This is a genomic window from Borrelia anserina Es, assembly GCF_001936255.1.
GTDB classification, from domain to species: Bacteria; Spirochaetota; Spirochaetia; order Borreliales; family Borreliaceae; genus Borrelia; species Borrelia anserina.
The window spans coordinates 382536-404018 of sequence record NZ_CP013704.1; the positions used below are offsets into that span (position 1 = coordinate 382536).

General features: G+C 32.6%; 23 protein-coding genes and 2 tRNA genes. All 25 read right to left on the reverse strand.

Going from position 1 to position 21483, the window contains the following annotated elements; genetic code table 11:
• Positions 1-118 precede the first annotated feature (118 nt).
• The 25 genes from N187_RS01815 to N187_RS01920 all read right to left on the reverse strand — a co-directional run bounded on the left by N187_RS01815 (position 119) and on the right by N187_RS01920 (position 21445).
• Entirely contained in the window at positions 119-550 is a 432-nt protein-coding gene (locus N187_RS01815; RefSeq protein ID WP_025419565.1) for an HIT family protein, read from the reverse strand.
• Between the two features lie 46 nt (positions 551-596).
• Positions 597-1958, reverse strand: a complete 1362-nt coding sequence (mgtE, locus tag N187_RS01820) for a magnesium transporter (protein ID WP_025419566.1) — start codon at positions 1956-1958, stop codon at positions 597-599.
• Positions 1959-2012: 54 nt separating this feature from the next.
• Entirely contained in the window at positions 2013-3437 is a 1425-nt protein-coding gene (locus N187_RS01825; protein ID WP_025419567.1) for an MGH1-like glycoside hydrolase domain-containing protein, read from the reverse strand.
• A 266-nt stretch (positions 3438-3703) separates the two neighbouring features.
• On the reverse strand, positions 3704-3877 hold the full coding sequence (locus N187_RS04960; protein ID WP_324608759.1) for a BMP family ABC transporter substrate-binding protein: 174 nt from the start codon (positions 3875-3877) through the stop codon (positions 3704-3706).
• A gap of 103 nt (positions 3878-3980) precedes the next feature.
• Positions 3981-4133 carry a hypothetical protein gene (locus N187_RS04965; protein WP_233275049.1) on the reverse strand — a complete coding sequence of 51 codons (153 nt, stop codon included), beginning with the start codon at positions 4131-4133 and terminating at the stop codon, positions 3981-3983.
• A 35-nt stretch (positions 4134-4168) separates the two neighbouring features.
• Positions 4169-5236 (reverse strand): BMP family ABC transporter substrate-binding protein, encoded by a 1068-nt coding sequence (locus N187_RS01835; protein WP_025419568.1) that lies wholly within the window; start codon positions 5234-5236, stop codon positions 4169-4171.
• A gap of 325 nt (positions 5237-5561) precedes the next feature.
• On the reverse strand, positions 5562-5768 hold the full coding sequence (locus N187_RS04970) for a BMP family ABC transporter substrate-binding protein (RefSeq protein WP_233275050.1): 207 nt from the start codon (positions 5766-5768) through the stop codon (positions 5562-5564).
• A gap of 2 nt (positions 5769-5770) precedes the next feature.
• A complete protein-coding gene (locus N187_RS04990; protein WP_324608760.1) occupies positions 5771-6022 on the reverse strand; it encodes a BMP family ABC transporter substrate-binding protein in 252 nt (83 codons plus the stop codon).
• An 88-nt stretch (positions 6023-6110) separates the two neighbouring features.
• Complete coding sequence (locus N187_RS04995) at positions 6111-6455, reverse strand: BMP family ABC transporter substrate-binding protein (RefSeq protein ID WP_250637844.1); 345 nt, start codon at positions 6453-6455, stop codon at positions 6111-6113.
• Between the two features lie 30 nt (positions 6456-6485).
• Complete coding sequence (locus N187_RS01845) at positions 6486-7514, reverse strand: BMP family ABC transporter substrate-binding protein (RefSeq protein WP_025419572.1); 1029 nt, start codon at positions 7512-7514, stop codon at positions 6486-6488.
• Between the two features lie 80 nt (positions 7515-7594).
• On the reverse strand, positions 7595-8068 hold the full coding sequence (rpsG, locus tag N187_RS01850) for a 30S ribosomal protein S7 (RefSeq protein WP_025419573.1): 474 nt from the start codon (positions 8066-8068) through the stop codon (positions 7595-7597).
• Between the two features lie 14 nt (positions 8069-8082).
• Positions 8083-8457, reverse strand: a complete 375-nt coding sequence (gene rpsL / locus N187_RS01855) for a 30S ribosomal protein S12 (RefSeq protein WP_011772336.1) — start codon at positions 8455-8457, stop codon at positions 8083-8085.
• A 62-nt stretch (positions 8458-8519) separates the two neighbouring features.
• Entirely contained in the window at positions 8520-12653 is a 4134-nt protein-coding gene (gene rpoC, locus N187_RS01860; protein WP_025419574.1) for a DNA-directed RNA polymerase subunit beta', read from the reverse strand.
• A gap of 14 nt (positions 12654-12667) precedes the next feature.
• Positions 12668-16135, reverse strand: coding sequence for a DNA-directed RNA polymerase subunit beta (rpoB, locus tag N187_RS01865; protein WP_025419575.1), 3468 nt, complete (start codon positions 16133-16135; stop codon positions 12668-12670).
• Positions 16136-16219: 84 nt separating this feature from the next.
• The gene (gene rplL, locus N187_RS01870; RefSeq protein WP_025419576.1) at positions 16220-16594 is read right to left on the reverse strand and encodes a 50S ribosomal protein L7/L12; all 375 of its coding nucleotides are present in this window, start codon (positions 16592-16594) and stop codon (positions 16220-16222) included.
• A 72-nt stretch (positions 16595-16666) separates the two neighbouring features.
• Positions 16667-17155, reverse strand: coding sequence for a 50S ribosomal protein L10 (gene rplJ / locus N187_RS01875; RefSeq protein ID WP_025419577.1), 489 nt, complete (start codon positions 17153-17155; stop codon positions 16667-16669).
• Between the two features lie 10 nt (positions 17156-17165).
• The gene (gene rplA / locus N187_RS01880) at positions 17166-17840 is read right to left on the reverse strand and encodes a 50S ribosomal protein L1 (protein ID WP_025419578.1); all 675 of its coding nucleotides are present in this window, start codon (positions 17838-17840) and stop codon (positions 17166-17168) included.
• Entirely contained in the window at positions 17840-18274 is a 435-nt protein-coding gene (gene rplK / locus N187_RS01885) for a 50S ribosomal protein L11 (protein ID WP_025419579.1), read from the reverse strand. The genes rplA and rplK overlap by 1 nt, the downstream gene beginning before the upstream one ends.
• A 68-nt stretch (positions 18275-18342) precedes the next feature.
• On the reverse strand, positions 18343-18897 hold the full coding sequence (gene nusG / locus N187_RS01890) for a transcription termination/antitermination protein NusG (RefSeq protein ID WP_025419580.1): 555 nt from the start codon (positions 18895-18897) through the stop codon (positions 18343-18345).
• A gap of 9 nt (positions 18898-18906) precedes the next feature.
• Complete coding sequence (gene secE, locus N187_RS01895) at positions 18907-19077, reverse strand: preprotein translocase subunit SecE (RefSeq protein WP_025419581.1); 171 nt, start codon at positions 19075-19077, stop codon at positions 18907-18909.
• Positions 19078-19107: 30 nt separating this feature from the next.
• Positions 19108-19180, reverse strand: a tRNA-Trp gene (locus N187_RS01900).
• 10 nt (positions 19181-19190) lie between these two features.
• Positions 19191-19370 carry a 50S ribosomal protein L33 gene (gene rpmG / locus N187_RS01905; RefSeq protein ID WP_025419582.1) on the reverse strand — a complete coding sequence of 60 codons (180 nt, stop codon included), beginning with the start codon at positions 19368-19370 and terminating at the stop codon, positions 19191-19193.
• Between the two features lie 21 nt (positions 19371-19391).
• Positions 19392-19463, reverse strand: a tRNA-Thr gene (locus N187_RS01910).
• 87 nt (positions 19464-19550) lie between these two features.
• The gene (locus N187_RS01915) at positions 19551-20402 is read right to left on the reverse strand and encodes a hypothetical protein (RefSeq protein ID WP_025419583.1); all 852 of its coding nucleotides are present in this window, start codon (positions 20400-20402) and stop codon (positions 19551-19553) included.
• Between the two features lie 11 nt (positions 20403-20413).
• Positions 20414-21445 (reverse strand): tetratricopeptide repeat protein, encoded by a 1032-nt coding sequence (locus N187_RS01920; RefSeq protein ID WP_407918944.1) that lies wholly within the window; start codon positions 21443-21445, stop codon positions 20414-20416.
• Positions 21446-21483 lie beyond the last annotated feature (38 nt).

Genomic DNA, 21483 nt, shown 5'->3' on the forward strand with positions numbered 1-21483 from the left:
AAGATCTATTCATACTCCAGAAACAACACATCATTTGCAAAAATACAGGAAAGGTATGTTTTTATTAGGTCATGAAACTTAAATGCACCAGACATAATAAAAAATTCATACCCTAACTTTAAGAAAAATCTTCAATATTTTGACTTATCTTTTTAGATAAATTCAAAAATTCATCTCCTGAAAGTTCAATGTTACTATCTTTTGTAAAAACAAAATTATCGCCCTGAAATCTCGGAACTACATGAAAATGAGTATGAAAAATAACCTGCCCGGCATCGGAACCAATTGCACTATAAATATTAACTCCACTACAAATATCCAACCCCAACCTTTTCAAAGAAAGGGCTACTCGCTTACAAACCCTAAATACCTGTCCATTAAGTTCATCACTCATATTCAAAGCATCATTGCTATGTTGCTTTGGAATAACAAGAGTATGTCCAATATTTAAAGGATTAATATCAAGAAAAGCAAGTACTAAGTCATCCTCATAAACTTTATAACAGAAAATCTCATTCTTAACAATTTTGCAAAAAATACAATCACTCAAAATTTTCTCCAATCTAATTTTATCTCCAATCCTACCAGAAATACACCTAAAAATAATTAGTCAATATTAAGCTCGCTATATTAAAATAAGCAATTAAGGTAACAACGTCAGCAATAGTAGTAATTAGAGGTCCTGCCATTAAAGCTGGATCTAGTCTCACAAACTTGGCTAAAATAGGTAAAAGACCTCCCAATACTTTGGCTACCATCAACCCTATCATCAAACATGCAGAAACAACAAAAGCTATTCTAAATCTCTCATTATGCTCAGGAATTACAAAAAGTACAATTCTTAAGAAATTAACACTAGCAAGAATTGAACCAACTAAGATGCTAACACATACTTCTTTAAGTAGAACCCTAAAAAAATCCTTTACCTTAAGAGTCCCAAGCGCAAGCTCACGAATAATCAATGCAGATGCCTGAGAACCAGCATTACCTGCAGTATCCATTAAAAGTGGAATAAAACTAGCTAAAATAACTAAAGATAAGAACAAATTCTGATAATTAGTAATTATAGTGGCAGTCAAAGTAGAAGATATCATAAGTATCAAAAGCCAAATTATTCTGTTTTTTGTCATGTCAAAAATAGAAGTATCAAGATACGACTTACCTAAAGGAGTAACCGCAGCCATTATTTGAAAATCTTCCGTATTTAAATTCTGAATAACCTCAAGAATATCATCAATAATAATGACTCCTATCATTCGTCCTTCATTATCGACAACAGGAACACTCGAGATATCATGATTCTGAAAGAGAAGAGCGACATCTTCTTTCTCATCACTAACTCTTACAATATAAAATCCGCTACTCTTCATTATTTCAGAAATAATAACATTATCACTAGACAATATTAAATCATCAATCTTTACAACACCTTTTAACCGTTTTTCTTCATCTGTAATATAATAGGTATAAACATCCTCCTTAGTTTTTGCAACTTTCCTAATATAATCAAGAGCTTCTCCAACACGAAAATAATCTTTAAGTTCAATATATTCTATTGTCACAATTGAACCAGCAGAGTCATCACTATAAGACAAGAATTTATTAATAATTTCTCTATTTTCCTCAGTAGAACTTGCTAAAAACCTTTGCACAACATTCGCCGGAACTTCTTCTAAAAGATCAATAACATCATCAAGATTTAATTCGTCTATCATCTCTCTTATTTCTCTGTTTGTAAAAGAATTAGCCAATTTATTTTTTGTGACTTGATCAAAGTTAGAAAAAGCTTCAACAGCAACCTTTTTGGGGAGAAACCTATAAAGCAAAATCAAATCAGAACCACTAAGTTTCTTTAAAGCTTCACTAATATCAAAAGCATCGTATTTTAAAAGCTCTTCCTTTATATCAGAATATCTCTTCTCTTTAAGCAAGGTTTTTAAAAATACAACATCTATCATAATAACAATATCTCCAAGATTCTAATTTTGAATAAATATTTGCTAACCTATTAATTAAAGCTTATCTAAAAGCATTGAACATCTACCTGAAGGTATAGGCAAAGTCTTTTCTTTTTTATTCAATATATTTATTGTAAAGTAGTAAAGTTTTTCAGATTCCATTTTGATCTCCCAGCCCCTCTTTCCCTTATTACATATAATTGTGGTTTGATTCTTCTTAAGTGATAGGCTCTCTATGCCCATGACCTCAAGAGCAGGAATATTCCAGTAAACTGTTTTATCGGGCAAACTAATCGTAAGTCCAATAATGTTTTCTATCATCAGACTAATACTAAAAAGTGAAAGATAACAAATAACATCTTTTTCTGGAAGAACTTTTTTCTCAACATCAAAATATGCAGGTCCTTCTTTCATTGGCTTATAAGCCTCCCAAATATGTCCCTTGACTTTACCATCAGGCAATAAAGTATCCAGTATATAATACAAATGTCTTATTGTAAATTCCCTTGCGATATTTGCACGTCTACAATATTCAAGTCCTTTAATAACAAAAAAATTCATATAAGTATAAACAGAACCATAATACCCATTTCCATCTAAATTAAAGTTAGGGTCATTAGCGGCAAGGGTAGGAAAAGGATTGGGTGTTCCAAAATATTCATGACTTTTTAAATAAAAAATCATTCTCTCTATCCTATCCTCACTTGGAATTCCAGAAAGAAGTGGTAAAAATCCTACTATTGTCTTACATCTAACAATATTTTCATTAACATCAAGATCATAATAAAAGCCATCTTTTTCATCCCACATCAATGAATTAATTTTAGCCTTAAGAGAAAAAAATCTTTTTTTATATTCAAGGGATAAATTTTTATCATTTAGTATATCTGCCAATTTTGCAATACAATATGCACTGTGCACCTGAAATGAATTAAAATCTATAGGGTAATAAGCATCCTTTCTGGGAGAATTTTTATAAAAAATTTTATTCATATCAATTGAATAAAGACCATTCACTCTTAAAAACTTTTTTTCTATCCACTTATAATACTTATCAAGAACTGGCAAAACATCATAGATACGCCTCTTATTACCCGTTTTATGATATAAATTATATTCAACCCAAGCAAAAATTGGCAATCCAATACCATCATCATTTCCTTCTATACGAACAACATTATTATTGTGATCATAACGGGCTCTAATTGCACCAGATGCCTCTTGAAGCTCATAAAATTTATCGATAGTAGATGTGGGAGAATATTCTCCATTACTGTAAACAAGAAAGAAGCTAGAAAGACAAGCTTGAAGCTGATCTATAAATCCAATATTTTCAGAATAATAATTTTTATCCTTTTTACCCCTCTCTAAAGACTGAGGAAAAACGATTTTGTCTCGAATCCAGGAAAGACTTTTATTATAAATATCAATGAAATCCTGATCGTAATAGTAAATTTTAGGAAACACACTCTTATTCAATGCTTAAACCTCTGAAAAATAAATATCAATCAACTTCTATTCATTATACATTATTATAATAACAAAATGAGACTTAAAACCAAAAGTTTTAACACTAAGCATAATTTTAAAGCTAATAAACGTCTAATCAAGATGGGTTAATTAAAACTATAAATTATAAAAACAGATTGATAAACTAAAAATTAAAAAAGCTTAGGCATGAAAACCTAAGCCCCTCTAATATTTAGAGAATATGCAAATATATTTTTAATAATTATTCACATTAACTAAATAATATTGTAGCCTACCAAAAATGCTCCTTCTTCAGTTCTAAAAGTTATGGCTAACAAGTTCTCAGGAATTACTAAATCACTACCATAAACAGGATCAATAATTGCATACTTAATCTCCGAACTCTCTAAAGCAACAATAATAGCGAAATTACTAAACTCATATCCAATTAACCAGTAAAACCTATACTATCAATCTTTAATGATTCAAGATCAGCTAAATAGGAACTTGCATTAGATTATTTCATAACTATTTTCAACCCGAATTCTTTTTTCAACTCCTTAACACCTTTCCAAGCACTTCCATTAAAAGACGCGTCATCAAAGGTTCATTCACTAAAACAGCTACTTTAATAAGCCTACCACCAAATTTAGAATCAGAACATGCAAAACAAAAAACACATAAAATTAAAAATAAAGTTCTCAAATATATTTTCCTTTAAGCTAATGTAATCACAAAGTCTATAACCTTGTTCTCAATAAATCAAGTTCATATTCAGTAGAAGGTATAATAAGAGTACCATTAACTATCTCAGTCTGAATCTTTGTAAGAGCATCAAACAAATTATTACCAATAATACTAGGATCTTTAACAACATCTACAACACCATCCTTAATTCCCATTTCAATGATCCTGCCACCATGAAATGCTCGAATTTTTATAACATCCAACGAAAAATTATATATTACCTTCCCTACATCCTTAATCACAGAAGTAATAACATTTCCAGGTGCAAGGTACGACTGATCTCTGTTAACTCCAACAACATAATAGCCATCTCCAAGACGCTTTGCAGCATCAAACACACCAAGCGAAGCAGGACCCATTACAGGAAAAATAACATCAACACCATCATCAATGTACATACGCTCAGCCACAAATCTACCATTATCCTTACTCATTTCATCTAAAATTCTCTTTAAAATTACTCTTGTCTTGGGATTTGCATAAAAAGCTCCTGCCCTAAATCCAACTAAAAATCTCTCGACATAACCAACATTAACGCCAGTAACAAATCCAATCCTATTTCTCTTACTCATCTTAGCAGCAAGATATCCAGCTAAAAACGCTCCTTCCTCAGATTTAAAATTAATAGCCAAAAAATTTTTAGGAATTAGAACATTATTGTAATTAAAAGGATCTATAATCCCATAATAAATATTCGGATTCTCATGAGAAAACCTTACTGCAGAATCAGAAAAACGAGCACTAATAAACCAAATAAGATTGGCACCATCCTTTTGTAATGAATAAACATCTTCTGCTAACACTTCATCAGATGTCATCAATCTTTTACCTTCAACAGGATAAGGTGTTAAAACCTTTGGAACAAGTTTAATTCCAAACTCATTCCTTATTTTAACAGCAGACTCAAAAGCACTTTGAAGATAACCCTCATCATCAAAATTACTTTGAGCCACAACTCCCATAACAACTTGCTTATCAATAACAGAAGAAGATTCTCCTGAAGAAAAACAAGACACAAATAAAAAACCAAATAAAATCATAAAACATAAATTTTTTAACACAGACCATCCTCTCCTCATAAAACAAATGCAAACATTTTTAAATTTTAAAATAAAAATATCTAAGCAAACTATCAATAAAAAAAAGCACCCAGTCATAAATATTTAAATCTACCTTACATAAAAGTAAAGGTAAAGGTAAATTTAAAAAAGAAATACCAATGAATTACCTACTCTTAAAGCAAGTAATTAGTTCAATGGGTTATAAATATCTAAAAACTTATTATATTCATCAAGATTGTTTGAAATCAAAATATTCCCACTAACTATTTCATATTCTATAGCCTCAATCTTAATTCTCATGTCATCCTTGATTCTGACACCATGCTTAATAACACCACAGCACCATCTCTAATAACCTAATTTTTACTTTTCCACCATCAAAATTATTTGTATCCAAATAGTCCTTTGTTATTTCATAAAGATAACTTCCGACATTTTTAATAACTGACATTAAAACATTATTAGGCGCAAGACATGACTGATCCTGATCAACCCCCAATAATATAATATCCAGCTCCAAGTTCCTTTGCAACCTCAATAACCCCAAGACCTGCAAGGCCTGCTGCTTAAAAATATGACATCAGTATCATCTCCGTACATCCTTAAAGCAATAGTTCTAGCTAAAGATAAATCTACAAATGATCCCAAATACTGATAATTTAAGTTAATATCTTTATCTGCATATTTAGCAACAGATTCATACTCATATCTAAATGAATTAATAACCATACCATCCATTCCATCCAAAAATCTAATCTTACCTGTCTTAGATGTCTTAGCAGCTATATACCCAGCTAAAAATGAAGCCTCTTAAACTTTAAATGAGAGGCTAAGCAAATTATCAGGAAAACTGACGTTATCCCCATAAGTAACATCAATAAGATCCATAATTAACATCCTTATTAAGCACAGCTGCCTGTTGAATAACCTCTTGGAGAACAAAACCAACTCCCCAGATAATTGTAGAACCTTTATCTTTAAGAGCTTCTAAATCATTATCATAAGCAGAGCTTGTTGAAGCCTCTCCAACAAGCTCGACTCCAAAATTCTCTTTTAGCATTTGAAAACTATTCCAATCATCTCCACCAAATGACTTGCCATCAAAAGTTCCATTAACTATCAGAGAAATTGCAGGCCTTTGCAAAGAACAAGAAGTAGATAACTTCTTGCTATAACCTAAAGTTAACACAAGAGAAATGAACAACATAAATTTATTCACATACAAAAGACCTGCACCTCTATCATCATCTCAACTCTTATTTGATAGACTAACAACAAAGGCATTATAAGATTTTTCATCCTTGGGAACTTCAATCTCATCACCAATGATTTTATCTTTAATCTCTGAAAGGGAATCATAATCCTTTATTAAATCCATATTTACCAGTTGATTATTAAAAATCAAATCAAGTGCACCATCTTTAAGACCTAAGTTTAATACTTTTCCACCATCAAAATTATTTGTATCCAAATAGTCCTTTGTTATTTCATAAAGATAACTTCCGACATTTTTAATAACTGACATTAAAACATTATCAGGCGCAAGATATGATTGATCCTGATCAACTCCAATAATATAATATCCAGCTCCAAGTTCTTTAGCGGCCTCAATAGCACCAAGCCCTGAAAGACCTGCTGCTGCAAATATAATGTCAACTCCAGAAGCATACATCTTACTTGCTATTGAACGTCCAAGTGAAAGATCAGAAAATGTCCCCACATATTGGGAATTCAATTCAATATCTTTATTTGCATATTTAGCACCAGCTTCATATCCATATCTAAATGAATTAATAACTACACCATCCATTCCACCTAAAAATCCAATCTTACCTGTCTTAGATGTCTTAGCAGCTATATACCCAGCTAAAAACGCTCCTTCCTCAGATCTAAAATTCACATTCACCAAGTTGTCGGGCAACTTGACATCTCCTGAGTAAGAACCCTCAACAATCCCATAATTCACATTAGAATTTTCAAGAGACTTTTGCAAAAAAATATCTGTAAACTTAAAACCGACTCCCCAAATTAAACTAGAACCACTTTCTTCCATTCCTCCAATATCTGCCACGTAGTCAGAAACTTTGGACTCTTTCTGAATTATGTTGACTTTAAAATCTTCCCTAATTTGAGACGTTGCCTTAAAACAACTCTCATTAAAACCCCTATCATCAAAAGTTCCATCAACAATGAGAGAAACAGTCTTAGATAATGAAGCTTGATCTTGTGAACCTGAACAACCCACAATCAAAATACATAAAACAACCTTTTTTAACATATACACGAACTCCTGATCAATTATATCTAAAATTAATCAAACTCACAATATTAAAAGTATTAAAAAAGTTGTCCTATTTCTTACCATCTATAGTGTGTAAAAGCCCTATTTGCCTCTGCCATTCTGTGAGTATCTTCTCTCTTTTTAAAAGCAGCACCTGTTGAATTATAAGAATTAATAAGTTCATTTGTTAACTTTTCTTGCATTGACTTTCCACTTGCCTTTCTGGCAGCTGAAATAATCCACTTCATTGCCAATGCTTCACGCCTTTCCTCTCTAACTTCAACTGGAACTTGATAAGTGGCACCACCAACTCTTCTACTTCTAACCTCTACAAGTGGTTTAACATTATCCAAAGCCTTACTAAAAGCAACAATCTTATCAACTTCTTCAATCCTTTCTGCAAGCATATCAATTGAATTATAAACTATAGCTTCACTGACAGATTTTTTGCCATCATACATCATTCTATTTACAAATTTAGCAATTACCTGAGAATCATACTTAGAATCTCTAAAGACTTTTTTCTTAATTTTTTTACTCTTTCTTGACATACAATTTATACCTCTTAAGCTTTTGGTTTCTTAGTCCCATATTTAGAACGACCTTGCTTTCGATTATTAACACCAAGAGTATCCTTAGCTCCCCTGATGATATGGTACCTAACACCTGGCAAATCTTTAACTCGTCCACCTCTAATCAGAACAACCGAATGTTCCTGTAAATTATGACCAATTCCTGGAATATAAGCTGTTACTTCAAATCCATTTGAAAGCCTAACACGGGCTACTTTTCTTAAAGCTGAATTAGGTTTTTTAGGCGTTACTGTCATTACACGAGTACAAATTCCTCTCCTTTGAGGACAATTTTGAAGCGCAGGAGATGCTGTCTTTTCTTTTTGACTCTTTCTTGGCTTCCTAATTAGTTGATTAATTGTAGGCATCTATGCTCCCCTTTTCCTAATTTTACCAATAAATGGTATCAAATATATAATTTATTTTCAAGCTAAACTTCAGAGCTTGAATTTTCCTTCACATTAACCCTTTTATATAAATTCATACCTGTTCCGGTAGGAATTAAATGTCCAATTACAACATTTTCCTTAAGACCTTTAAGATCATCAACACTACCTGCAATTGAAGCATCTGTTAGCACCTTAGTTGTCTCTTGGAAAGAAGCAGCTGAAATAAACGAATCAATATTAAGAGACGCCTTTGTTATTCCAATAAGAATTGGACTAGCTACTGCAGGCTCACCACCTTGCTCAATAACCCTTCTATTTTGCTCACAAAAAGTATGTTTATCCACTTTTTGATTATAAACAAAATTAGTATCACCTACAGACACAATCTTAACTTTTCTCATCATCTGCTTAATGATCACACCAATATGCTTATCATTAATACTTACACCTTGCTTTCGATAGACATCCTGAATTTCTGCTAATAAAAACTCTTGCAAACTAATCCCACCAAGAATTTCAAGAACATCATGAGGATTAATCCTTCCATCACAAAGCATATCTCCAGCCTTAACAATATCGCCATCCCTAACTAAAAGATGTTTTCCAGCAGGAATATAATGCTTATGCTCAACTCCATACTCATCTAAAATATTAATAAGTCTTTTACCTTTCTGAATTGCTTTAAACTGGACAACTCCACTCACCTTAGCCATCTCAGTTAAGTTCTTTGGAATTCTTGTTTCAAATAAATCATTAACTCTAGGAAGACCACCAGTAATGTCTTGAGTTTTCTCAGAACCTTTAGAAAGCTTAGCAATGACCTCTCCTATATTAATATCTTGTCCATCTTCAACTTGAAGATAAGCATCTCCAGGAAGAACATAAGATGCAATCTCCATTCCTCTATCATTGATGATTAAAATTCTAGGATCAAGAGACTCAAAAATTTGATCTGTAATTCGCTTTTCAATATTGCCTGTTTCAAGATTTATCTCCTCTTTAAGTGTTGTCCCTAAAATAATATCTTTAAACTTAACTTTTCCCTTAACTTCAGCAATAATTGGTTCTGCAAATGGATCAAATGTTCCAATTATACGCCCAGCTTCGATATAATCACCTACATTTATTTCAAGTCTTGTACCAGCCTTTAGAGATATTTCTTGTTCCTCAGAAACAATCATTAGTTTGTCATCTTTAATTTTAATATAACCAATATGAGATGATAACACTTCAACACCACTCTCATTTACGAATAAAGGCATTCCCTTAATTACTTTTTGAGAATCTAATACCTTAAGTTCTTTAATTCCCTTAATATCTTCCTCATGAATAACATTGATTACTTTTAAAGTTCCTTTCCTTGTAAAAAGCAACTCGCCATCAATCTGAACATTAAATCCCTCTATCCCATTAAGAATAAAAGCGTTCTTAAGTGCAATTTTATCATCTTCACTGCCAGCCTGTGCAACTCCCCCAATATGAAAAGTCCTCATGGTAAGCTGTGTTCCTGGCTGGCCTATTGACTGAGCAGCTATTATACCGACAGCTCCTCCAATATTGACAGGCCTATTATTTGAGAAATCTCGTCCATAACATTTCTGACAAACTCCATGCTCAGCCTCACAAGTCAAAACAGATCTAATTACAAGCTTGTCAATACCAATAGTTTCTAACAACTTTATTTTATCCTCTGTAATCTCTTCATTTACATCCAAAACAATCTCACCAGTAATAGGACTTTTTATTCTCTCAATTGAATAACTTCCAACAGCCTTTTCTCTCAAAGGTTCAACTATTTCCTCTCCATTCTTTAAAGCCTCAACCTTTATACCATTAATAGTTCCACAATCTTCTATTCTAACAACAACATCTTGAGCAATATCCACTAACCGTCGCGTTAAGTACCCAGCATCTGCCGTCTTAAGAGCTGTATCAGCAAGCCCCTTCCTTGCACCATTTGTAGAAATAAAGAATTCTATGACAGATAGTCCTTCCTTAAAATTAGAAATAATTGGAAGTTCAATAATATCCCCAGAGGTTTTAGCCATTAATCCCCTCATACCTGCAAGCTGTCTTATTTGATTTCTACTTCCACGAGCACCAGAATCAGCCATCATGTAAATTACATTAAACCCATCTTTATCTTTTTTAAGAACTTCCATCATCTTATTGGTAAGCTCTTCATTTGTTTTTGACCAAACAGAAATAACATTGTTATATCTCTCTTCTCCGGTAATAACACCTTTAGTATAATCATTCTGAATTTTTGAAATTTCTCTATTAGCCTTATCCACATATACTTTCTTCTCTTCAGGTACAATAATATCACTCATACTTATTGTACATCCAAACTTAGTAGCATATTTAAATCCAAGTTCCTTAATAATATCCAACATCTCAATTACAATAGAGGAACCATACACAACATAAACTTCAGAAATCAAGTTCTGTAACTCATAATCACTAAGGGTTTTATTTACAAATGAAATCTTCCCCGGTAAAGCCTCATTAAATACAACACGTCCTGTTGTGGTTTCTATATACTCACCATCAACTTTCACATAAATCCGTGCATTATAGTCTAAACTCTTATTATTAATTGCAAGAATAACGTGATTAAAATTAGAGAATTTACGTCCTTCTCCAACTACATTTTTTTTCTCCATAGTTAAGTAATAAAGACCTAACACAATATCTTGAGATGGAAATACAATAGGATGACCGTTTGCAGGATTTAACAAATTATTAGTTGACAACATCAAAGCCCAACTCTCGGCCTGTGCTGCAGGTGTTAAAGGAACATGTACAGCCATCTGATCACCATCAAAATCAGCATTATATGCATGACAAACAAGAGGGTGAAGTTTAATTGCCTTTCCTTCAACTAATACTGGTTCAAAAGCTTGTATTCCCAGCCTGTGAAGCGTTGGAGCTCTATTTAAAAGCACAGGATGCTCCTTAATAACGTTATCTAAAATCTGCCATACTTCATCTACTTCTTGTTCAATTAAACTTTTTGCTCTCTTTATATTAAAAACAGATTCACTCTCAATTAATTTTCTAATTACAAATGGTTTAAAAAGTTCAAGCGCCATCTTCGCAGGAATACCACACTGATGCAACTTAAGCTCAGGTCCAACAACGATTACAGAACGGCCTGAATAATCAACTCTCTTTCCAAGAAGGTTTTGTCTAAATCTACCTTGTTTACCCTTTAATGCGTCAGAGAGAGATTTAAGAGGTCTATTGGATGTACCTTTAACAACTTTTCTCTTATGTGAATTATCAAAAAGAGAATCAACTGACTCTTGTAACATGCGCTTCTCATTTCTGACGATAATTTCAGGTGCATTAAGGAGTAGAAGTTTTCTTAACCGGTTATTCCTATTTATTACTCTCCTATAAAGATCATTAAGATCAGAAGTTGCAAATCTTCCACCGTCAAGCTGAACCATCGGCCTAATTTCTGGAGGGATAACAGGAAGAACATCCATAATCATCCATTCTGGCTTATTTCCAGAAACTTTAAAATTCTCAATAATTTCAAGACGCCTTAAGAGTTTTTTATCCGTTTTATCATCTTTATCGATCATTTGAAGTCTAAGCTTAGATGAAAGTTCATCAAGATCAAGATTTTCAAGTAAAGTTTTAATTGCCTCAGCACCCATTGAAGCACTAAAAGACATACCATATCTCTCTTTTGCTTCAGAGTATTCATCTTCATTTAAAAGCTGCATCTTCTTAAGGTCAGTATCACCTGGTTCAATTACGATGTATTTTTCATAATAAAGAATAGAGTTCAAATTAGAAGCTGTAATATCAAGTAAAAGACCAATTCTAGAAGGAATATATTTATAATACCAGATATGAGCAACAGGAGCTGAAAGTTCAATATGTCCCATCCTCTCACGCCTAACTTTAAAATGAGTCACCTCAACATTACAACGATCACAGATAATACCTTTATACCTTATTGACTTAAACTTTCCACAATAACATTCCCATTCTTTAGTTGTTCCAAAAATTCTCTCACAAAAAAGACCATCTTTCTCAGGTCTTAAAGTTCTATAATTAATAGTTTCAGATTTTTTAACTTCTCCATAAGACCAACTCCTAATCTGATCAGGAGATGCTATCTTTATTTTTATCTTTTCAAAATCTTTTATCTCTTTCATAAAACCCTCAAAACCTAAGTCTTATTAATTAATTCCTCTTCTTTTTCTGTTAAAGGAATTTGATTACTCTTATCATCATAAATTGACAAATCAAAACCAAGACCTCTTAGTTCCTGCATTAAGACATTGAAAGACTCAGGAATTCCAGATACATTGGTAGGAATACCTTTAACAATATTTTCATATATCTTAACCCTACCTGACATATCATCTGATTTTACCGTTAATAGCTCTTGAAGAGTATGAGCAGCTCCGTAAGCTTCAAGTGCCCAAACTTCCATCTCTCCAAGTCTTTGACCACCAAACTGCGCCTTTCCTCCAAGAGGTTGTTGAGATACAAGTGAATAAGGTCCCGTAGACCTTGCATGCATCTTATCGTCAACAAGGTGATGAAGTTTAAGCATATATATAACTCCAACCATCACCTCATTTTCAAATGGCTCTCCTGTATAACCATCATATAAAACTGCTTTTGATGTTTCATTAAATCCGGCCTTTTTCAACTTTTCTTGAATGCATTCATTTGTAGCAGACTCAAAAACAGGAACATTATAATACTCACCAAGATATTTACCAGCAAGACCAAGCTGAGACTCCATTAATTGTCCAATATTCATACGAGATGGAACCCCTAGAGGATTCAAACATATATCAAGAGGAGTTCCATCTGCAAGATATGGCATATCTTCAACAGGAAGAATCTTTGCAACTACACCCTTATTTCCATGCCTCCCTGCCATTTTATCACCTTCTTTAAGTTTCCTTTTCTTAGCAACATAAACCTTCAATATCTCATCAACACCAGGCGGAAGGTTACCAACATCCTCCTTAGTAATTCTTTGAACATCAATTACAGTACCTTCAGTACCATGTGGAACTTTGAGTGAATTATTCTTAACATCTTTTGCTTTCTCTCCAAAAATGGATGTCAAAAGCTTAAATTCAGGAGTAATATCTCCCTCTGATTTTGGCGTAACCTTACCAATCAAAATGTCACCCGGCTTTACATAAGTTCCTATGCGTACAATTCCATTTTCATCAAGTTTATTTAATATCTTTCCACTAACATTGGGAATATCAGCTGTAACTTTCTCAGGTCCAAGTTTAGTTTCCCTTACCTCAATACTAAATTCTTTGATATGAATCGAGGTGTAAAGGTCTTCCTTTACAATCCTCTCAGAGATTAATATAGCATCCTCATAATTAAATCCATTCCAAGGAATGAATCCAACTAATAGATTATTTCCAAGCGCCAGCTCTCCATACCTAGTAGCAGGACCATCAGCTATTATCTCATCCTTATCAACTACCTGACCCTCTTTAACTAAAACTGAATGATTAAAAGAAGTATCTTGATTGGTCCTATCATACTTTGCAAGTTCATATTCATCCAAATCATTTTCATCAAGCATGTTATCAGGCCTGATCACTATTTTTTGGCTAGTTGCTAATACAACTATACCTGATCTTTTGGCCTTAACAACAACACCAGAATCCTTTGCAACTATCCTTTCCATACCAGTACCAACAATAGGTGGTTGTGGAAATAGCAAGGGCACTGCTTGACGTTGCATATTTGAACCCATAAGAGCACGATTTGCATCATTATGTTCAAGAAAAGGTATTAATGCTGAAGAAACAGAAATTAATTGTCTAGGCGAAACATCCATATAATCAATATTCTTAGGAATCATTGTAGTATAATCACCAGACACTCTAACAGAAATTAGATCATTAATGTAGTTATCTTCAGAATTAACAGCAGCATTCGCCTGAGCAATACATTTTTTTTCCTCATCAATCGCAGATAAATATTCGATTTCATCAGTAATCTTACCGTTAACCACCTTTCTATAAGGGGTTTCTAAAAACCCATAATCATTTACCCTTGCATAAGTAGCCAAAGAAACAATAAGACCAATATTTGGCCCCTCAGGAGTCTCAATAGGACACATTCGGCCATAATGAGTATAATGCACATCTCTTACTTCAAAACCTGCGCGATCCCTTGAAAGTCCCCCAGGACCCAAAGCATTAAGACGCCTTTTATGTGTTAATTCAGCTAAAGGATTAACCTGATCCATAAATTGTGAAAGCTGACTGGTTGCAAAAAATTCTTTGACAGCAGAAACAATAGGTTTAACACTTATTAATTCTTGGGGTTTAAGATTAAACACTTCTTTATTAGACATTCTATCCTTCGCAATTTTTTCTACTCTGGCCATTGCACCTTTATATATATTCGTAAGCAACTCACCAACAGAACGAACTCTTCTATTTCCAAGATGATCAATATCATAAAGAACATCATGACCATCATATATTCTTAAAAGATGAGATATAGTATTTACTATATCTGTAATAGTAAGAACTGAGGTTGTTAAGTCATCAAGACCAAACTTTTTAGAAAGCTTATATCGTCCTACACGACCAAGATCATATCTCTTCTCTGAAAAAAATACAGTTCTTAAATCATTCTCAGCACTATCAATAGATATGGGCTCACCAGGCAAAAGCACACTATAAACTGCAAGCATCACAGATTCCCTTGAAAGCTCTTTAAATCCATCCTTTAAAGAAAAGTAGGCATCTTCTTTCTCAAAACAATTCAAAATGACATCAGAGCTAATAAAATGTTTACCAGGAACACTATCATATCCATCAAAATCAATAAGATCTATTTCTTTTAGACCACTTTGTAAGAAATCTTCAACATCTTGCAAAGTTATCTTATCACCCGCCCGATAAGTCATATTTTCTTTTATAGTAATGTTAACTGCTAAATATTGCCCTGTAATTTCTCTTTTGGCATCTTCATTTACTTCAATTCTCCTAACCTTATAAAAAGTTTCAATTATTTTTTCTCTAGTATCAAGACCTAAAGCTCTTAAAAAGAGCGTAACAAGTATTCTCTTTTTTCTATCTATCTTAACATAAAGGTAATCTCTCTTTGAATCTATTTCGAACTCCAACCAAGAACCACGATAAGGAATAATACGAGCATAATACAAATCTTTTTCTTTGTAAAAAACAACCCCAGGAGACCTATGAATTTGCGATACAATTACCCTTTCAGCACCATTAACAATAAATGTTCCTCTGTCAGTCATCAAAGGAATAGTCCCCATATAGACATCCTTTTGTCTTATTTCTCCTGTTGTTAAAAACTGCAAATTTAATCTTATCTTTAAAACAGCCTCATAACTTTGCCCCTTTCTCTTGCACTCTTTTTCAGTAAAACTAATAGAATCATACTCAACATAATATTTTTCATATTCAAGCACAACTTCACCATTGCCACTTTTAATAGGAAAAACATCTCTAAAAACGGATTCAAGGCCTTCATTAAGCAAAGGCTTATTATTTTTTAATCTCTCAAGTTGTAAAAATTTCTCATAAGAACTTAATTGTATTTCTATTAGGTCAGGTAAGTCTAAGATTTCTTTGGCCTTTCCTTGTCCTAGATGAACTCTTTTTATCATTGAAAGACTCCTTTTTTAAGACACAACAAACCACATGCCAATAAATGACATGTGGAATAATAAATTTGGCATATTGCTAATGTTTTATTTAATTTCAACTTTTGCACCAATTGCTTCTAGTTTCTTCTTTATTTCCTCAGCATCCGCTTTTGAAACACCTTCTTTAACTGCCTTAGGAGCAGCTTCAACTAAGGCTTTAGCTTCGCCAAGTCCAAGTCCAGTAATAGTTCTTACTTCTTTAATAACGTTTATTTTACTGTCTCCAAAAGAAATAAGCATTACATCAAATTCTGTCTGCTCTTCAGCACCATCAGCATCAAGACCACCAGGCCCAGCAGCAACTGCAACTGCAGCAGCAGTAACCCCAAATTTTTCCTCAATAGCTGTTATAAGCTCAACAACTTCAGCTGTTTTAGCTTCCTCAAGCCATGTTAAAATATCTTCTTTACTTAGTGACATATTAACTTAACTCCTTTTATATTATTTTAAACAGTGATAGCATGCACTCTGTTAAGACTAACACTGTTATGATTAAACTTTAGCATCAGATAAAGCCTTCAAAGTTCTCGCAAGCTTTGAAATTGGTGCCTTAAGCACACTCATAAATAAAGAAATGGCTTCTTTCTTGGTCGGAAGTTTACTATACGCATTAAGCTTAACCTCATCATAAACCTCTCCTAAAACAAAGCCTCCCTTAACCTTTAAAGTACTAGTTTTCGTAAACTCGTAAAAAATTTTTGCAATCACATTAGCCTCATCAATAGCAGTAACAACAGCTGTCGGTCCTAAAAGATAAGAATCAAGATCTTTAATATGTTTGTCTTTTAAAACCCGCTTCATTATATTATTTTTTACAACTTTTAACTCACCTTTTTCACTTTCAACTCTATTTCTCAACTCAGTAAGTTCTGCTACTGTTAATCCCCTATAATCTAGAAAAAAAATATTATCCTTACCATCTAAAAACTCTTTCAATGAATTAAACATTTCAACCTTTTTAGGATTTATCTTTACATGCATAACTCAACTCCTAAACAAAATCAATCTTTACAGAAGGCCCCATGGTAGACGAAAGATAAACACTATCCACAAAAGTACCCTTTAAATCACTCGGACGCCTTTTAAGTAATTCTTTAATGAATTCATCATAATTTTCCTTTATCTTCTTGTTATCCATAGAAGACTTACCAACAGAAAAATTGATCACACCATTTTTAGTTGCCCTAAATTCTGTACGTCCTTTCTTAAGACTACCTATAGTACTCTTTAAATCATTTGTAATCGTTTGCGTCTTAGGATTTGGCATCAATCCCCGCTTACCCAAAATAGGACCAAGCTTCCCCACATCCTTCATCATATCAGGGGTTGCAACAACAATATCAAAAGAAGTAAAACCTCCTTTAATCTTATTAATAAGATCATCATCTCCAACATAAGCAGCGCCAGCTTCCCTTGCCTCCTCAGCTTTATCACCCTTTGCAAAAACAAGTATTCGTTTCTCTTTCATAAACTGATTTGGCAAAACAACTGTATCTCTAACTGTATGATTCTTCTTTAAATTAAGATTAACAGATACATCTATGGTCTCATCAAACTTAACAAATGTAATTTCCTTTAATAAGGATATTGCCTCATCTACACTGTAAGATTTACGCTTATCTATCTTAGATAGCGCTTGAATATATTTCTTTCCACTCTTAGCCATTATTTTTCCACCTCAACACCCATAGAACGAGCACTTCCTGCAATAATTTTAAACGCTGCCAGTTCAGTTTTTGCATTCAAATCAGGCATTTTAAGCCTTGCAATTTCCATTACTTTTTCTTTTGATATAATACCAACTTTTTCTGTGTTTGATTTTTTAGAACCTGTCTCTATTCCAACAGCCCTCTTAATCAAAACTGAAGCTGGTGGAGTTTTTACAATAAATGAAAAACTCTTATCGCTGTAAACAGTAATAATAACAGGCACAACAATCCCTGGCTCCATCTTAGCCGTTCTCTCATTAAATTCCTTAACAAATTGAGGACCACTAACACCATGAGGCCCAAGAGCTTGACCTATCTTAGCTCCTGGAGCGGCTTGAGCAGCCGGAACCTGAAGCTTAATCCAAGCAATTCCTCTCTTTTTCTTAGACATAAATAACAACTCCTTATGGTAATAACGCCCTTAAGCTCCCATTAATTTTGATTAATATTATTTAATTACTAAATTTTTTCTATATGCTGAAAGTCAACTTCAACAGGAGTTGATCTCCCAAAAATTTGAACCGCAACTTTCAATTTTTTCTTTTCATAATCAATAGATCCAATGACACCCTCAAACGAATCAAAAGGTCCTCCCTTAATTCTAACTCTCTCACCCTCTTCAAAATCATAAAGTATAAAAATAGACTTATCTGCCTTAATCTCGCCAGTAAGCATAAAAACATTTTTAACTTCTTCATCGCTAATTGGAAGAGGTTTTTGTTCTTTATTGGTGCCAACAAAATTCACAACACCTGGAATCTTAATAATTCTAGCTACTGTACTCCTCCAGTCCTGCTCAGGAAGGTCTAACTCAATAAGAATATATCCTGGCCAAATTTTCCTTTCCCGTATCCGCTTTTTTCCATTCTTTATCTCTTCTACCCTTTCAATAGGAGCCTTAACATCTAGAACATCATTACCAAAAACACCTTCATTGATTAAAAGTCTTATCTCTTGTTCTATTTTTTTCTCATATTGAGAAAAAGTTTGCAATACATACCAGGCCCTGGACATACACTTTCCTTAAAATACATAAGTTATAGCGAGATACATAATATAGTCTACTATACCTAAAAAAATAGAAATGAAAACAACCAACCAAAAAACTTGTTTTCCGCTGCTCATTACCTCACTATATTTAGGCCATGTTATTTTTTTAAGTTCTAAAACACTTTCCTTAACAAATTTAAACATTTAAAAGCCTCTCTTTAACAATACAAACAACAGGCCAGGAGGGATTCGAACCCCCAACAAGCGGTTTTGGAGACCACTGTTCTACCATTAGAACTACTGACCTATTACTCTAATTATTTTATTTTACCTTCTTTATGAAGAGTATGTCTCCTAAGAATTGGACAATACTTCATTAACTCTAATTTTTCTTGCTTATTACGTCTATTCTTAGTAGTCGTATAATTTCTAATTCCTGTTTCTTCACATACTAAAGCTATAAGCTCGACAGCACCTTTGCCTTTTTTCTTGCCCATAATAACACTCCTGACTATAAAAGCCCTCAATCGGACTTGAACCGACGACCGCCACCTTACCATGGTGGTGCTCTACCTCTGAGCTATAAGGGCATTCCTTCCCTTTATAATAAACTCTTATATCATGTTAATTTATTATATAAAAAAAGACAAGCCCCCCCAAACTATATTTCTAAACTCTTATTTAATAATAACAAGCTTACCTTCCCTTAAAAGATTAACATTATCATTATCTGAAAATATCTTACTAATAGAATATTTATCAAGTATGATATCTGAATGATTTTTACCATAAACTCCTTTGGCGATTAATCTTAAAGGATAATTCCCAACTCTATCCTTATTTTTGTAAAATATGTCATTTGTATATTCAAGCATTCCCCATTTCCTAAGTGCATCTGGATCAACCATTCTTTTATCAAAGTAAAGCTTGATATCTTCATTATAAATTTTAATAAAGAACGCATCTGTTAACTTCACAACATCACCTGAGGAAGATTTATAATCATCACCTGCATAAATAATAATTCCCGTATAAACAGTCTTATTAACATTAGTATTTATTAATGGATAAAAAACTCTATAAGGCTTACTATGAGAGAAAAACAAGTCTATAAAATCAGGAAAAATACAAAGTTCATATCTAACAGTTATATTTTTCAAATCTTCTGAATACTTAGTATATCCTCTTTTTAAAATACTATCAAGTCCTGAAAAATAAAGTATTAAATGAGGATCAGAATCAAAATAATCTTTAAAACTATTATCAGAATCAATTATCATTTCAAAAAGAGACTGCCTTATTAAAGTATCTTTAAAATCATTAACGCTAAACACCAATTTAGATGTAGTATCAAACCCAACTTTACCAAATCTATCCTCATCTACTAGTTTAATAATATCAAAATAAATGACCTTCGTATCCCAATCAATTATTCTCTTTATACTCGACTTCGATACAGAATCATTTATAACAGAAACATTAGAATAAAATAAAAATAAAAAATTCAAAAGACTATTAAGCAAATTCACATTAAATCTCCCTATTTTTTCCCCAAATAAACACCTATCCAAGCCCAACCATTATTAATCTCAGGATCCTTTGGATAAGCAACTTTTTTAAAGACAAAATACCATTCCCAAATGTGCTCCCAACCACTAGAACCAAGATAAGATATATCATCACTAGAATCAGCTTCAAAATTACTTGCAAACTGTATTCCATTTTTTCGTCTACTTCCAAGCTTAATCATCGTTGTCAAAAAACTGTTTGTATTAATTGAATTGCCTCTACCACCTCTTTGATCCCAACTTTGAATAAAAAAATTGTGTTTATCCCTTATACTTAATAACTTTGCAGTATTTCCAGAATAAATATATCTCTTAACATCTCGTATCAAATCATTCAAATTTCTATAAATTGTAAAGTCCGGATTATCATAATAATTAATCTTAGTAACAACACCAGAATAGTCTATGGAATCTATTCTTAAATCTGACCTTGGTATTGAAAGCAACTTTTTATAATAAAAATAAGCCTCATCATAATCTTGAATATTCTCTAAACTTAAAGCAAGATTGTAATAATAATTGCCTCTATCTGCATTTGTAAGACTCTCATCAGCAGCATCAAGCAATAATTTATAGTAACGTATTTTATACCCAGCTCCAATACTTAGATTGATCACCCTTTTTGCAATATCTAATTTTACAGAACTATTTTCATAAATATAATCATCAAAATTATCAAAAACATATCTGTAATAAGTAAAAGCTACTAAATCTTCATTAATGAATGAATACACATTACCCATCAAATAAAAATACAAAGGATAATATTCCCCACTTTCATCATTAACAATTCCTTGATTTACAATTCTCAAAGCATCTTTATAATCTTTATTACGCATGTGAATATCAACTATTCTATCAATAATAAGGAATCTATCTAAACTCTTTTTATTTGACTTTTCTAAAAGACCTATGAGACTATGAATTTCGCTCTGCTTAATCTTGCAACAGATAAAAATCAGAACTATCCCAAACGCTTGAACTAATAACCTCATTGTTTTTATTATATAATAAAGCAATGTATAACAAAACACATTTTAAG

What these genes read in the sequence shown, in the direction of transcription:
- rpsL (WP_011772336.1), bottom strand. Translation starts at nt 8,457, where the DNA reads ATGCCTACAATTAATCAACTAATTAGGAAGCCAAGAAAGAGTCAAAAA.
- N187_RS01845 (WP_025419572.1), bottom strand. Translation starts at nt 7,514, where the DNA reads ATGTTAAAAAAGGTTGTTTTATGTATTTTGATTGTGGGTTGTTCAGGT.
- rplJ (WP_025419577.1), bottom strand. Translation starts at nt 17,155, where the DNA reads ATGCATGTAAAGATAAATCCTAAAAAGGTTGAAATGTTTAATTCATTG.
- mgtE (WP_025419566.1), bottom strand. Translation starts at nt 1,958, where the DNA reads ATGATAGATGTTGTATTTTTAAAAACCTTGCTTAAAGAGAAGAGATAT.
- nusG (WP_025419580.1), bottom strand. Translation starts at nt 18,897, where the DNA reads ATGTCCAGGGCCTGGTATGTATTGCAAACTTTTTCTCAATATGAGAAA.
- secE (WP_025419581.1), bottom strand. Translation starts at nt 19,077, where the DNA reads ATGTTTAAATTTGTTAAGGAAAGTGTTTTAGAACTTAAAAAAATAACA.
- rpoB (WP_025419575.1), bottom strand. Translation starts at nt 16,135, where the DNA reads ATGATAAAAAGAGTTCATCTAGGACAAGGAAAGGCCAAAGAAATCTTA.
- rplA (WP_025419578.1), bottom strand. Translation starts at nt 17,840, where the DNA reads ATGGCTAAGAGTGGAAAGAAATATATTCAAGCGCTATCTAAGATAGAT.
- rplK (WP_025419579.1), bottom strand. Translation starts at nt 18,274, where the DNA reads ATGTCTAAGAAAAAGAGAGGAATTGCTTGGATTAAGCTTCAGGTTCCG.
- rplL (WP_025419576.1), bottom strand. Translation starts at nt 16,594, where the DNA reads ATGTCACTAAGTAAAGAAGATATTTTAACATGGCTTGAGGAAGCTAAA.
- rpmG (WP_025419582.1), bottom strand. Translation starts at nt 19,370, where the DNA reads ATGGGCAAGAAAAAAGGCAAAGGTGCTGTCGAGCTTATAGCTTTAGTA.
- rpoC (WP_025419574.1), bottom strand. Translation starts at nt 12,653, where the DNA reads ATGAAAGAGATAAAAGATTTTGAAAAGATAAAAATAAAGATAGCATCT.
- rpsG (WP_025419573.1), bottom strand. Translation starts at nt 8,068, where the DNA reads ATGTCAAGAAAGAGTAAAAAAATTAAGAAAAAAGTCTTTAGAGATTCT.